This is a genomic window from Methylobacterium sp. M6A4_1b (assembly GCF_053345175.1).
On the sequence record NZ_JBKEZQ010000026.1, the window covers coordinates 1 to 14,426 of the forward strand.

Annotated in this window: 10 protein-coding genes; 6 read left to right on the forward strand and 4 right to left on the reverse strand. The window is 69.2% G+C overall.

Annotated elements, in window-relative coordinates; translation table 11 throughout:
- The first annotated feature begins 85 nt into the window (after positions 1-85).
- From ACLBWX_RS19130 to ACLBWX_RS19150, 5 genes are all read left to right on the forward strand, one after another.
- On the forward strand, positions 86-1,024 hold the full coding sequence (locus ACLBWX_RS19130) for an IS481 family transposase (protein WP_447676926.1): 939 nt from the start codon (positions 86-88) through the stop codon (positions 1,022-1,024).
- Between the two features lie 155 nt (positions 1,025-1,179).
- Complete coding sequence (locus ACLBWX_RS19135) at positions 1,180-4,494, forward strand: error-prone DNA polymerase (protein ID WP_447678579.1); 3,315 nt, start codon at positions 1,180-1,182, stop codon at positions 4,492-4,494.
- An 87-nt stretch (positions 4,495-4,581) separates the two neighbouring features.
- The gene (locus tag ACLBWX_RS19140; protein ID WP_447678617.1) at positions 4,582-5,616 is read left to right on the forward strand and encodes a sensor histidine kinase; all 1,035 of its coding nucleotides are present in this window, start codon (positions 4,582-4,584) and stop codon (positions 5,614-5,616) included.
- A 33-nt stretch (positions 5,617-5,649) separates the two neighbouring features.
- The gene (locus ACLBWX_RS19145; protein WP_447678580.1) at positions 5,650-6,120 is read left to right on the forward strand and encodes a hypothetical protein; all 471 of its coding nucleotides are present in this window, start codon (positions 5,650-5,652) and stop codon (positions 6,118-6,120) included.
- Positions 6,121-6,385: 265 nt separating this feature from the next.
- The gene (locus tag ACLBWX_RS19150) at positions 6,386-8,002 is read left to right on the forward strand and encodes an FAD-dependent oxidoreductase (protein ID WP_447678581.1); all 1,617 of its coding nucleotides are present in this window, start codon (positions 6,386-6,388) and stop codon (positions 8,000-8,002) included.
- A gap of 66 nt (positions 8,003-8,068) precedes the next feature.
- Here the strand turns inward: ACLBWX_RS19150 and fae are convergent, their stop codons facing one another.
- Positions 8,069-8,608 (reverse strand): formaldehyde-activating enzyme, encoded by a 540-nt coding sequence (gene fae / locus ACLBWX_RS19155; RefSeq protein ID WP_056466213.1) that lies wholly within the window; start codon positions 8,606-8,608, stop codon positions 8,069-8,071.
- Positions 8,609-8,811: 203 nt separating this feature from the next.
- On the opposite strand from fae, the gene ACLBWX_RS19160 reads away from it, so the two are divergent.
- A complete protein-coding gene (locus ACLBWX_RS19160) occupies positions 8,812-9,027 on the forward strand; it encodes a hypothetical protein (RefSeq protein WP_447678582.1) in 216 nt (71 codons plus the stop codon).
- On the opposite strand, the gene ACLBWX_RS19165 is transcribed toward ACLBWX_RS19160, so the two are convergent.
- The 3 genes from ACLBWX_RS19165 to metF all read right to left on the reverse strand — a co-directional run bounded on the left by ACLBWX_RS19165 (position 9,024) and on the right by metF (position 14,423).
- On the reverse strand, positions 9,024-9,470 hold the full coding sequence (locus tag ACLBWX_RS19165) for a hypothetical protein (protein ID WP_447678583.1): 447 nt from the start codon (positions 9,468-9,470) through the stop codon (positions 9,024-9,026). The two genes, ACLBWX_RS19160 and ACLBWX_RS19165, sit on opposite strands and share 4 nt — an antisense overlap.
- 144 nt (positions 9,471-9,614) lie before the next feature.
- Positions 9,615-13,367, reverse strand: coding sequence for a methionine synthase (gene metH / locus ACLBWX_RS19170; RefSeq protein WP_447678584.1), 3,753 nt, complete (start codon positions 13,365-13,367; stop codon positions 9,615-9,617).
- Positions 13,368-13,505: 138 nt separating this feature from the next.
- Complete coding sequence (metF, locus tag ACLBWX_RS19175) at positions 13,506-14,423, reverse strand: methylenetetrahydrofolate reductase [NAD(P)H] (protein WP_447678585.1); 918 nt, start codon at positions 14,421-14,423, stop codon at positions 13,506-13,508.
- Positions 14,424-14,426: the final 3 nt, after the last annotated feature.

Below are 14,426 nucleotides of genomic sequence, written 5' to 3' on the forward strand. Positions count from 1 at the left end.
TGTCGAAGCTATGAAGGTTGTTCACCCGAGGCGGGGGTGAGAGGCTGGGGTTGCGAAGCCGACCAACCCTGACCGAGCGCCCCGGATGAACACGCATCAGCATGCCCGCATGACGGTCCATGGTCGAGCCCTCCTGGTGAACCGGATCCTGGTCGAAGGCTGGCGCGTGGCCGAGGCGGCGCAGGCCGCCGGCCTCAGCGAGCGCTCAGCCTACAAGTGGCTGGCCCGCTTTCGGGCGGGTGGCGCGGGGGCGCTTCGCGACAGAAGCTCGGCGCCCCTCCGACCGAAGGTGCGTGTCACGCCCGTGATCCGCACGCAGGTCGAGGCTCTGCGGCGCACGCGGCTGACGGGTCAGGTCATCGCCGAGCGCCTGGCCCTGCCACGTTCCACCGTCGGCCGAGTCCTGCGCGGCCTGGGCCTCGGCCGTCTCAGCGCGCTCGAAGCCCGACCGCCGGTCATCCGCTACCAGCGCGAGAGGCCGGGCGAACTCATCCACATCGACACGAAGAAGCTCGGCCGGATCGAGGGCGTCGGTCACCGCATCACCGGCAACCGGCGCGATGGCCGGCGCGGCATCGGTTGGGAGGCCCTGCATGTCGCCATCGACGACGCCTCGCGTCTTGCCTACACGGCGGTCCTGCCCGACGAGACCAAGCAGAGCGCGCTGACCTTCATGAACGAGGCGCTGGCGTTCTTTGCCCGGCACGGCGTCACCGTCGAGCGCGTGATGAGCGACAACGGCTCGGCCTACCGCAGCCATGCCTTCCGCGATCTGCTCGCCGAGGCCGGCCTGCGCCACGTTCGGACGCGGCCCTACACGCCGCGCACCAACGGCAAGGCCGAGCGCTTCATCCAGACCTCGCTGCGCGAATGGATCTACGCCGAGCCCTACGCCTCGTCCGCCGAGCGGATACGCGCCATGAGCCCCGGGATCGACCACTACAACACCAGCCGAACCCACTCCGCCCTCAGCCGACAGACACCCTGGCAAAGGCTGAACAACCTTCTGGGCAACGACACCTAGCGCACCCCGAACACCTTGGCCAGCCGCCTTCGAGACTTTGACTCCTCGGCACGAAACCGGCACCCCGGGATCCGAAACGATCACGATTCGTTCTCAGCCAGGATTCGTTCTCAGCCACGAGACGGATGCGATGGAGCCGGGAGGAGATGACGTCGATGTCCGGGCCACCCGCCTATGCCGAGTTGGTCGTCACCACGAACTTCTCCTTCCTGCGCGGGGCCTCGCATCCCGGCGAGATGGTGGGTCAGGCCGCCGAGCTCGGTCTGCACGCCATCGGCATCGCGGACCGGAACACCCTGGCGGGGGTGGTGCGCGGCCATGCCGAGGCGAAGCGGCGGGCCGCGGCCGGTGAGCCCGGCATCCGATTCCTGCCCGGCGTCCGCCTTGTCACGCAAGAGGGCTTCGAGGCCGTGGCCTATCCGATGGACCGGACCGCCTACGGCCGCCTGTGCCGGCTCCTCACCCTCGGCAACCGCCGCTCCGAGAAGGGCCGGTGCCGGTTCGACTTTTCGGAGCTGCTGGCCGCCAGCGAAGGCCAGATGCTGGTCGCGGTCCCGCCGGAGCGCCTCGGGGACGCCGATCCCTTTCTCGGCCATGTCCGCCAGCTCGCCGCCGAAGCCCCCGGCCGGGTCACCCTGGCGGGGAGCCACCGGCGGCGCGGCGACGAGCGCCGTCGCCTGGGGCGCCTCGCCGAACTGGGGCTACGCCTCGGCGCGCCCCTGGTGGCGGTGTCGGACGCGCTCTACCACCACCCCGACCGGCGCCCCCTGCAGGACATCGTCGCCTGCATCCGCGAGGGCTGCACGCTGAATGGGGCGGGCTACCGCCTGGAGGCCAATGCCGAGCGCCACCTGCGGCCGGCCGAAGAGATGGTGCGCCTGTTCACCGACCACCCCGAGGCCGTCGCCCGCACGATCGAGATCGCGCAGGCCTGCGACTTCTCCCTCGACGAACTCAAGTACGAGTATCCCGACGAGCCGGTACCTCCCGGCTTCGGTGCGCAGGATTACCTCGCCCACCGGGTCATGGAGCGGGCAGGCTGGCGCTATCCCGACGGCATACCAGAACAAATCGTGAACACGATCGAGGACGAGCTGCGCCTCATCGAGAAAATGGATTATGCGCGCTATTTCCTCACCCTGTTCGACATCGTCGAGTTCGCGAGGAAGCGCGGCATCCTGTGCCAGGGGCGCGGCTCGGCGGCCAATTCCGTGGTCTGCTACTGCCTCGGCATCACGGCGGTCGACCCCACCGAGATCCGCCTGCTCTTCGCCCGCTTCATCTCGGAGAACCGGGCCGAGCCACCCGACATCGACGTGGATTTCGAGCACGAGCGCCGCGAGGAGGTGATCCAGTACCTCTACGACCGCTACGGCCGCGACCGCGCCGCGATCTGCGCCACGGTGATCCACTACCGCCCCCGCAGCGCCATCCGCGAAGTCGGCAAGGTCCTGGGGTTGCCCCCCGACATCACCGGCGTGATGGCCGACACGGTCTGGGGCTCCTGGGGCAAGGACCTGCCCGACGCGCATATCCGTCAGGCCGGCCTCGACCCGGACAACCCGTCGATCCGGCAGGCGCTGGAACTCGCCCACGCGCTGATCGGCTTCCCGCGCCACCTGTCGCAGCATGTCGGCGGCTTCGTGCTGACCCGCGGGCGCCTCGACGAGACCGTGCCGGTGGGCAACGCCGCCATGGCGGACCGCACCTTCATCGAGTGGGACAAGGACGACATCGACGTGCTCGGCCTGATGAAGGTCGACGTGCTGGCGCTCGGCATGCTGAGCTGCCTGCGCCGGGGCGTGGATTTTCTGCGGGAGGATTACGGGCACGATTATCCGACGCTCGCCGACCTGCCGCGCGAGGACGAAGCCACCTACGCGATGCTGGCCAAGGCTGATTCCGTCGGCGTGTTCCAGGTCGAGAGCCGGGCGCAGATGTCGATGCTGCCGCGCCTGAAGCCGAAGGAATTCTACGACCTCGTGGTGCAGGTGGCGATCGTCCGCCCCGGCCCGATCCAGGGCGACATGGTCCATCCGTACCTGCGCCGCCGCCAGGGGCTGGAGCCCGTCAGCTACCCCTCCCCCCATCCCACTCACGGTCCGGCGAACGAACTCGAGGACGTCCTCAAGCGGACCTACGGCGTCCCCCTGTTCCAGGAGCACGCCATGCAGATCGCGATCACGGCCGCCGGCTTCCAGCCGCACGAGGCCGACGGCCTGCGCCGGGCCATGGCGACCTTCCGGCACAACGGCCAGATCGTGAACTTCCGCACCAAGTTCGTGGAGGGCATGGTGGCACGCGGCTACCCCCGCGACTTCACCGAGCGCTGCTTCAAGCAGATCGAGGGCTTCTCCACCTACGGCTTCCCGGAAAGCCACGCGGCGAGCTTCGCCCTGCTGGTCTACGCCTCGGCCTGGATGAAGTGCCGGCATCCGGACGTCTTCCTCGCCGCGATCCTGAATTCCCAGCCGATGGGCTTCTACCAGCCGGCGCAGCTCGTGCGCGACGCCCGCGCCCACGGGGTCGAGGTGCGCGGCGTCGACGTCAATGCCAGCGCCTGGGACTGCACCCTGGAGCCGGCCTCGGAACCGCCGCCGCCCGGCATCGCGCGTCGCTTCGCCGTGCGCCTCGGCCTGCGCCAGGTGAGCGGCGTGCCGCGGGCTGCCATGCACCGCCTCGTCGCCCTGCGGGGCAACGGCTACGCCAGCATCGAGGGCCTGCAGGCGGCCCTCGCCCTGCCCCGCAACGCCCTCGAACGGCTGGCCGAGGCGGATGCCTTCCGCTCCCTCGACCTCGACCGGCGGGCCGCCCTGTGGGCGGTGCGAGCCCTGGAGGGCACCTCCGCCCGCAAGGCGGCCCAGCGGAGCGACGGCGACCGGCGGGCGCATCTCCTCGACGCGCCGATGCCGCTCTTCGCCTTCCACGCCGACGACGGTCTGTTCCGGGGCGAGCCCGCCGTGGCCCTGCCCGCCATGGCGGCCTCCGAGCACGTGGCGGAGGATTACGCCGCCACCGGCCTTTCCCTGAAGGGCCACCCGGTGGCGTTCTTCCGGACGCGGCTCGCCCGGATCGGCGCGATCCCCGCCCGCGATCATCACGACGACACCCGCGTCGCGAACAACGCCCGGGTCACCGTGGCGGGCCTCGTCCTCACACGGCAGCGGCCGGGCACGGCGCGCGGCACCGTGTTCCTGACCCTGGAGGACGAGACCGGCATCGCCAACGTCATCGTCTGGCGCGACGTGTTCGAGGCCAACCGCGCGACCGCCATGGGCGCGCGGTTCCTCGCTGTGCGCGGCCGGGTGCAGCGCCAGGGCCTCGTGGTGCACCTGCTGGCCGAACAGTTCCGCGACCTTTCGGCGGCCCTGCGCGACCTGCGCGCCGGAGGCCTGCGGCTGCCGCCCGAGACCACCGATTTCGGCGTGCCGGAGGATCGGCGCATTTACCGCAGCCGCGATTTCCATTGAGGCCGAATCGCGGCCGCGGACCGGATCCGCTGGTCAGGGGGACCGGCCCAGACTAGAGCAGTTCCAACCCCGACGAGACCGACGACGCTGTTCCGATCATCGACACACGTATCCTGGTGGAAAGGCTGGCAGGTCGTCCATGCGACCGCGCGCCTGCGCGCGCGCCCGTGGCTCGGCGACGGCGCCGCCGTGGCCGCGTCGAGCCTGGCGCTGGGCCTGCGCTTCGCCCTCGACGACGTCCTGCCGCCGGGCTTCCCCTACCTGACGTTCTTCCCCGCCGTGATCCTCACGACCTTCTTCTTCGGCCTGCGGCCGGGCATCACCTGCGCCGCCCTCAGCGGGCTCGCCGCCTGGTACTTCTTCATCCCGCCGGTCAGCACCTTCATCATCGACGGGCCGACCGCCCTGGCCCTGTGCTTCTACGTCTTCATCGTCGCCGTCGACATCGCGCTGATCCACGTCATGCACCGGGCGGGCGAGCGGCTGCGCACCGAGCGGCAGATCTCGGCGGGCCTCTACGAGCAGCAACGCACGATGTTCCAGGAGCTGCAGCACCGGGTCGCCAACAACATGCAGTTCGTGGCCGCTCTCCTGACTCTGCAGAAACGCAAGGTCGGCAACGACCCGAAGGCGGCGCTCGCCGCCCTCGACGAGGCCCGGGTGCGGCTCGAAACCATCTCGCGCATCCACCGCCGCCTCTACGATCCGAGCAGCATCGATCGCCCGGTGGGGCAGTACCTCCAGGAACTCTGCACCGACCTCCTCGACGCCACCGGGGCGCGGAACATCGTCTGCCTCGTCGACACGCCGCCCGTGCGCTTCGACCTCACCCAGCTCACCACCCTGTCGCTCCTCGTGGTCGAGGTGGTGACCAACGCCCTGAAGCACGCCTTCCCGGAGGGCACGCGGGGCACCATCACGATCCGGCTCGAACGGCTCGATGCGGAGCGCCTGCAGCTCACCATCGCGGATGACGGGCGCGGCATGCCGGTGGATTTCGATCCGGACACCACCCGAAGCCTCGGCTACCGCATCGCGCAGGGCCTCGCCGGACAGCTCGGCGGCCAGCTCGCCTACAGCAACGCGGGCGGCACGGTGGTCCGGCTCGCCTTCACCTCCTGACCCCCCTTCCGACCGGACAGCCGGAGCCCGACCATGCGACCGCGCAGCGCCCTCCTTGCCCTCCTCCTCGGCGCGAACTCGCTCGGTGCGAGCCTGCTCGGCCCCACACCCGCGCACGCCGACGAATGCGACGGCCTCGCCGCGCGGATCGCCGGCGCGATGGGCGGGAAGGTCGGCAGACGCACCGGCCCCAGCATCGACCTCCGGGTCCCCGGCGGCCTCAAGCTCGACCTCACCTGCCGGGCCGAGCCCATCGTGCAGGCGGCCTCCTCCGACCCGACGCCCTCGGCGGCCTATTTCGCCGACCTCGCCCTCGCGGCCGAGATCGTGGTCGGCGAGAGCGCCGGCGCGGTCCAGGCCGCCATCGCCACGGCGCACGCCACCGCGCTGAAGGAGCGGCGCAAGTCCTTCATCCAGCAGAACGGCTGGTCGGCGAGCTGCTACACCGACAGCAGCGGCTCGATCCGCACGCTCTGCTCGGTGGGGCGGATCCCGCCGGGGTGATCCCGCGCCTCGGCGCGTTCGACGCGCTTCGCAGCTCCGTGAGCCTCCGCTGTCGGTCTCCGGAGGAGTGGAACCGTATCCGGCGCCGCTGGGCCAACAACATCCCCTGCTTCGGATAAGGCCGTGCAGGCATTCGTCGTGCGCCCGCAGGCAAGCGCTCGAACGAGCGGTCGGGGCAGTGATTTTTCGCGCTCGCACAGCTTGTCTGTCACGGAGGCGTGATCGATGCTGCGTTGCACCGACCCCGATCCGACGGAAGCCACACATGGAAACGATTGGCCGTGACCTGCGCGAGATGCAGCGCGTCCCCCTCGCCGCCGCCCACGTCACCGCTCTTCGGACCGCCGGAGCCGAGCGGCTCTACCCGGCCGGGACGTTCCTGGCCAGTGCCGGCGAACCGGCCGACCGCTTCGTCTATGTCGAGGACGGCGAGGTTGAGGTGGTCAACCCGTTCACGGACGAGCGCCACCTTCCCTCCACCCTCGGACCGACGCAGTTCATGGGCGAGATCGCGTTCCTGAACGGCGGCAACTGGTCGATGCCCATGCGGGCGGTGCGGGATACCCGGGTGGTCGAAGTGCCGCGGCTCGAGATGCTGCGCCTGATGTCCGAGATTCCCGAGATGTCGGACATCGTCATCACGGTCCTGGCCGCACGGCGGCGGCGTCAGCTCGACTCGCAGGACGGCACCCTGGTGCTCATCGGCGAGGACGTCGACCGGGCCGTCCGCCGCATCGCGGAATTCGCGAGCCGCAACCGGCTGCCCTATCGCTCCTACGCCCTGGGCAGTCCGGAGGCCGCGGCCGTCGCCACGAGTTGCGCGATATCCTCCGACCGGCCCGCCGTGATCTTCGGCCGTGAGAACGTCGTGGCGGACCCGACCCCCGACAAGGTCGCGCAGTTGCTGGGCCTCAACCACGACCTCACCGACGACGAGGCCTTCAACGTGCTCATCGTGGGTGGCGGTCCGGCCGGCGTGGCCGCCGGCGTCTATGCCGGCGCGGAAGGCCTGCGGGCCCTGGTGATCGAGGATATCGCGATCGGCGGGCAGGCCGGTACGTCGAGCCGGATCGAGAACTACATGGGCTTTCCGACCGGCATCTCCGGGGCGGACCTCGTCTGGCGGGGCGAGGTGCAGGCGCTGAAGTTCGGCACGCGGTTCGCGATGCCGCGCCGGGTCGCCAAGCTGGAACGCCTCGCGGACGGCACCTTCTGCGCGACCTTTGACAACGACCAGCGCGTTCGCGGGCACGCCGTCGTGGTGGCCACCGGCGTTCAGTACCGCCGCCTGCCGATCGATCGCCTCGAATCCTTCGAGGGCGCCGGCGTCTACTACGCCGCGACCGAGATCGAGGCCCGCTACTGCAAGAATGCCGAGATCGTCATCATCGGCGGCGGCAACTCGGCGGGTCAGGCGGCGATGTTTCTCAGCCGCTCGGCCGGGCATGTCCGCCTGCTGGTGCGCGGCTCCTCGCTCGCGACCTCCATGTCCAGCTACCTCTCCAGCCGCCTGGAGGCGGACCCGGCGATCACCATCGAGTACGGCGCCGAGATCAGCGCGCTCCACGGCACGGACCGGCTCGACGCCGTGACGATCCGCAAGGTCGGCGATGGAAGCATCCGTACCGTCACGACCTGTGCGGTGTTCGTGATGGTGGGGGCCGCCCCCAACACCCGCTGGCTCTCGGGCCTCGTCGACCTCGACCACCACGGCTTCGTGCTGACCGGGGAGGCCATCGGCGCAACCTCGCCCTACGCCACCTCGCAACCCGGAATCTTCGCGGTCGGCGACGTCCGCGCCGGTTCCGTCAAGCGGGTGGCGTCATCGGTGGGCGAGGGCTCGGTCGTGATCTCCAAGGTCTGGGAGCATGTCCGCGCCTGACGATCGTCCTGGCGCGGACGCGAACGCGGAGGTTCCGAAGCCTCCGCGCACCCTCTCTGGAAAAGCTCAGTACTCGATGACGTCTTCCAGGGCGTAGTGCTTCACCGTCTTCCGGTTCGCGATGAGCTCGTCGATCGTCGGCTCGCCCTTCATGGCGCGGGCGATGGCGAGCTTCGTCGCCTCGTAATTCGTCCGGTAGAGATCCTTGCGGTCGACGTTCGGGTCGGATCCGCAGCGCTCGTCCAGCCAGATCATGATGATCATGCAGAGTTCGTCGAGCCCGTCCTTGGGCAGGACGCCCTCGATCACGCAGTCGATGATGGCGTCCCCCGTGGCGGCCTGGACGACACCGCCGAGCAGTTCGGCATACTCGGCCGTATGGATCGTGACCTTCGTCGTCATGATCGTGGCCGGGCGCACGAGCTGGTTGAGGTCGCGCACCACGAACATCCGGGTGTGACCCTGGACCTGGCCCATCATGCCGGCGAAGGCGTGGCCCGCCGGACCGCGGGTCGAGCCGATCAGCACCTCGGGCATCGCGTCGGTGTACTGTCCTTCGGCCGCGAGCACGGTCGCCTCGCCGGTCCGGAACCAGATCTCGGACATGGGGTCTTCCTCCACTGTATGATTGCCGCGCCCGGCGGCGGGGATGGGTCGGGCGCACAAACACCAGGGGGCGGTACGGCGTCAATCGCGGGCCGCGTTCCCCCGCCCCTGGCCTCGCGCCGGCGGATCAGTCATGCAGGACCGGTCATGCAGGATCGCCGTCGACCGAGAGAGTCGGCGGCGCGGGAGAGGTGCGAGACCCCATGAGCGGAGAACGGGACTGGAGCATCGCGGTGGCGGCAGCACCCGACGGTGTCCGGATCGAGATCGGGCTGCCCGGCATCAGCGGGGCGCCGGTCACGGCGATCCTGGCCCTCAACCGGGACGAGGCCCGCACCCTGGCGCGGGCCTTGCTCGCGGCCTCCGGCGACGCGATGGAGCGGACGTTTCCGCGCGCCTCCGGCTCCGGCGAGCCTTAGAGACCGACGCGGTTGCTACGGCCCGGCAGGGTCTGCACCTTCGTGTCGCGGGGCTCGACCGGCCCGGCGCAGATGTAGGTGAACTCGGTCTGCAGATCGGTGAACACGGTCTCGCCGCGGATCCGGCAATCCTCGCGCCCCGTCTCGTTCAGGTAGGTGCGTGCGGCCTCGCGGAAGCGCTTGACCCGGGTCAGGCCCGGGTCGCCCCCGGCGAGCGCATCGTCGATGTCGCAGCCGGTGGTCTCGCGCAGGGCGTTGGAGACGATCAGCATCTTGCGCACCCGGCGCTGGTCGTAGACCTCGTAGGGGTCCTTGCAGCCGATGGTGACGACCTGCGGCGTCAGGCTGACATAGGTCTTCGAGATGTAGGCGAAGCCCGTGCAACCCGAGGCGATGAGCCCGAGCGCGACGGTGGCGACGAGGGAGCCGGTGAGCCGGTACACGATCGGGGCGCCCTTCGCTGGTCTCGGGCCATGATTGAGCCGGGCCGGCATTGAAGCGCAGCCGTGCCCACGGTCAAGCCTCGCCCGGCCACACTCCAGCGGTTTCGGGTGCCGCCGCCCCGCCAGAGGGGCGGCGGCAGCGCCCTACTCGGCGGCGGCTGCGAGATAGCGGGCCGGATCGTAGTTGAGGATCGGGCCGAGCCAGCGCTCGACCTCCCGCAGGTCCATGCCCTTGCGGACGGCGTAATCCTCGACCTGGTCGCGCTCCACCTTGGCGACGCCGAAATAATGCGCCTCCGGGTGAGCGATGTAGAGGCCCGAGACCGAGGAGCCCGGCCACATGGCGTAGGACTCGGTGAGCTTCACGCCGATGCGCGATTCCGCCTTGAGGAGGTCGAACAGCGTGACCTTCTCGGTGTGGTCGGGTTGCGAGGGATAGCCGGGGGCGGGACGGATGCCGGCATATTCCTCGCGCACGAGGTCCTCCGGCGCGAAGGTCTCGTCGGCGGCGTAGCCCCAGAACTCGCGGCGGACCCGCTCGTGCATGCGCTCGGCGAGCGCCTCGGCGATGCGGTCGGCCAGCGCCTTGACCAGGATCGAGCGGTAATCGTCGTTGGCCCGCTCGAAGCGCTCGGCGATGCGCACCTCCTCCAGGCCCGCCGTGACGACGAAACCGCCGACATAGTCGGCGATGCCGGTCTCGGCCGGGGCCACGAAGTCGGACAGGCAGGTATTGGCGCGTCCGTCGCGCTTCGTCAGTTGCTGGCGCAGCCCGAAGAAGGTCGCGAGTTTTTCGGACCTGCTCTCGCCGGTATAGAGCGCGATATCGTCACCGAGGCTGTTGGCCGGCCAGAAGCCGATGATGGCCTTCGGGTTGAACCAGCGCTCGGCGACGATCTGCTTCAGCATCTCCTGAGCGTCGTCGAACAGGGCTTTGGCCGCTGGCCCCTGGTTGGGGTCCTCGAAGATCGCCGGGTAGCGCCCCTTGAACTCGTAGGTCTGCAGGAACGGCGTCCAGTCGATGTAGGGCACCAAGTCCGCGACCTCGTAGGAGCTGTAGACCCGCACGCCGGTGAAGCTCGGCTTCTTCGGCTTGTAATCCGACCAGTCGATCCTGAACGGGTTGGCGCGGGCTTTCGCCAGCGGCAGGCGCTGCTTGTCGAGCTCCGACCGGGCGTGGGCGTCCGAGACCTTGCGGTACTCGGCGCGGATGTTGGCGATGGTCGAATCCCGCGTCTCCTTCGAGAGCAGGCTGGAGACGACGCCGACGGCCCGGCTCGCATCGGTGACGTAGACGGTCTGGCCCCGGTTGTACGAGGGATGGATTTTCACAGCCGTGTGGACGCGGCTCGTGGTGGCGCCGCCGATGAGGAGCGGCACGTCGAAGCCCTCGCGCTCCATCTCGGCCGCGACGTGCACCATCTCGTCCAGCGACGGGGTGATCAGGCCGGACAGGCCGACGATGTCGACATTCTCGCGCTTGGCGACGTCGAGGATCTTGGCCGCCGGCACCATCACGCCGAGGTCGATGATCTCGTAATTGTTGCAGGCGAGCACGACGCCGACGATGTTCTTGCCGATGTCGTGGACGTCGCCCTTCACGGTCGCCATCAGGATCTTGCCGGCGGCCTGGCGCTTGCCGTCGCCGCCGTTGGCGAGCTTCTCCGCCTCCATGAAGGGCTCGAGATAGGCCACCGCCTGTTTCATCACGCGGGCCGACTTCACGACCTGCGGCAGGAACATCTTCCCTGAACCGAACAAGTCGCCGACCACGTTCATGCCGGCCATGAGCGGCCCCTCGATGACGTGGAGCGGACGTTCGACGCCGAGTCGGGCCTCCTCCGTATCGGCCACCACGTATTCAGTGATGCCGTTGACCAGCGCATGCTCCAGGCGCTTGGCGACCGGCGCCTCGCGCCAGGACAGGTCGGCGGTCTTGGCCTGGACGCCGCCGCCGGACTTGAAGCGCTCGGCCGCCTCAAGCAGTCGGTCGGTGGAATCGTCCCGGCGGTTGAGGACGACGTCCTCGCACAGCTCGCGCAGCTCGGGCGGCAGCTCGGCGTAGATCGCGAGCTGGCCGGCATTCACGATGCCCATGTCCATGCCGACCTGGATCGCGTGGTAGAGGAACACCGCGTGCATCGCCTCGCGCACGGGCTCGTTGCCCCGGAAGGCGAAGCTGAGATTCGAGATGCCGCCCGAGATGTGGGCGTGGGGCAGCGTCTCGCGGATGGTCTTGGTGGCCTCGATGAAGGCGACGCCGTAGCCGTTATGCTCCTCGATGCCGGTGGCCACCGCGAACACGTTGGGATCGAAGATGATGTCTTCCGGCGGGAAGCCGATCTCCTCCGTCAGGACCTTGTAGGCCTTGGTGCAGATCTCGACCTTGCGCTCGTAGGAATCGGCCTGGCCCTGCTCGTCGAAGGCCATCACCACCACCGCGGCACCGTAGGAGCGGCAGACCCGGGCATCGGCGATGAACTTCTCGACGCCCTCCTTCATGGAGATCGAGTTCACGATCGCCTTGCCCTGGACGCACTTGAGGCCGGCCTCGATGACGTGGAACTTCGAGGAATCGATCATCACCGGCACGCGCGCGATGTCGGGCTCGGCGGCGACGAGGTTGAGGAACTCCACCATCGCCTTCTCGGAATCGAGCAGGCCCTCGTCCATGTTGATGTCGATGATGCTGGCGCCCGCCGCCACCTGGTCGCGGGCGACGTCGAGGGCGGCGGCGTAGTCGCCGGCGGTGATCAGCTTGCGGAATTTCGCCGAGCCGGTGACGTTGGTGCGCTCGCCCACGTTCACGAAGGGGATCTCCTTCGTCAGCGTGAAGGGCTCCAGGCCCGACAGGCGCATCAGGCGGGGCACTTGCGGGATGGCACGGGGCTTCACGCCCTCCACGGCCTGCGCGATGGCGCGGATGTGGTCCGGCGTGGTGCCGCAGCAGCCGCCGACCATGTTGACGAGGCCGCTCTCAGCGAACTCGCCCACCAGCTTGCCCATGGCCTCGGGGCTCTCGTCGTAGAGGCCGAACTCGTTGGGAAGACCGGCATTCGGGTAGGCGCAGACCAGGGTGTCGGCGATGCGCGACAATTCCGAGATATGCCCGCGCATCTCCTTGGCGCCGAGCGCGCAGTTCAGACCGATGGTGAGCGGGCTGGCGTGGCGCAGCGCGTTCCAGAACGCCTCCGGGGTCTGGCCCGAGAGAGTGCGGCCGGAGAGGTCGGTGATCGTGCCCGAGATCATGATCGGCAGGACCATGCCCCGCTCCTCGAACACCGCCCAGGCGGCCGCCACGGCGGCCTTCGCGTTCAGGGTGTCGAAGATGGTCTCGATCAGGATGAGCTCGGCGCCGCCATCCATGAGGCCGCGCACCTGCTCCTCGTAGGCTTGACGGACCTGATCGAAGGTCACGGCCCGGTAGCCGGGATTGTTGACGTCCGGCGAGATCGACAGCGTGCGGTTCGTCGGGCCGATGGCGCCGGCGACGAAGCGGCGGCGGCCGTCCTGCTTCTCCGCCAGAGCGGCGGCCTCGCGGGCGAGGCGCGCACCTTCCGCGTTCAGCTCGTGGATGATCGATTCCATGCCGTAATCGGCCTGGGCGATCGTCGTGCCCGAGAAGGTGTTCGTCTCGCAGAGGTCGGCCCCGGCCAGGAAGTAGTCCAGGTGAATCTGCCGGATCGCGTCGGGTTGCGTCAGGATCAGGAGGTCGTTGTTGCCCTTCTGGTCATGCGTGTGGTCGCCGAAGCGGCTGCCGCGGAAGTCCGACTCGCCGTAGCCGAGGCGCTGGATCACCGTCCCCATCGCTCCGTCGAGGACGAGGATTTTCTCGCCCGCGCGCTGACGCAGGGCGGCTTCGATCTCTTTTCCGTCGACGGGGCGCAGGTCGGTCATGGGTTTCTCACGCGTCATTCCGAGGCCGCGGCGCGGCGCCCGGAATCCAGAACCGCGACGGGTCCGGAGAATGAAGTTCGACAGGGTCGGCGTGTCGGGATCCCGGGCGGGCCTTCGGCGCCCCGGAATGACGTCGGGTCAGGCCGCCTTGGCCGCGACCTTGGGCGCCTGGGCCCGCAGGCCGAGCACGTGGCAGATGGCGTAGACGAGATCGGAACGGTTCATCGAGTAGAAGTGGAAGTCGTTGATACCGTGGTCGACGAGGTCGAGCACCTGCTCGGCCGCCACCGCCGCCGCCACGAGGCGCCGGGTCTCGACGTCGTTGTCCAGACCCTCGAACCGGGCTGCGAGCCAGTACGGCACCGAGGCGCCGGTGCGGCGGGCGAAGTTCGCCGCCTGCTTGAAGTTCTGCACAGGCAGGATGCCGGGGATGATCGGGATGTCGATGCCGGCCGCCCGGACCTTGTCGACGTAGCGCAGGTAGATGTCGTTCTCGAAGAAGAACTGCGTGATCGCCTGGTCGGCACCGGCATCGACCTTGGCCTTCAGGGCGTCGATGTCGGCATCGAGCGAGGACGCCTCCGGGTGCTTCTCGGGATAAGCCGAGACCGAGACCTTGAAGTCACCGATGCGCTTGATCCCGGCCACGAGGTCGGAGGTCTGGGCGTAGCCGCCCGGATGCGGCCGGTAGGCGGTGCCGATGCCGTCCTGCGGGTCGCCGCGCAGGGCCACGATGTGGCGCACGCCGGCATCCCAGTAGGACTGCACGACGGCGTCGATCTCCTCGCGGGTGGCGTCGACGCAGGTCAGGTGGGCGGCCGGTTGGAGGCTCGTCTCCTTGACCATCCGGGCGACGGTGTTGTGCGTGCGCTCGCGGGTGGAGCCGCCGGCACCGTAGGTCACCGAGACGAATTTCGGCTGCAGCGGCGCGAGGCGCTCGATCGAAGACCAGAGGATCTTCTCCATCTCCTCGGTCTTCGGCGGGAAGAACTCGATGGAGACCCGGATCGGACGATAGCTGTCGCGGCTGGCGCGATGGTGGGAAGCGGATGGCATCGG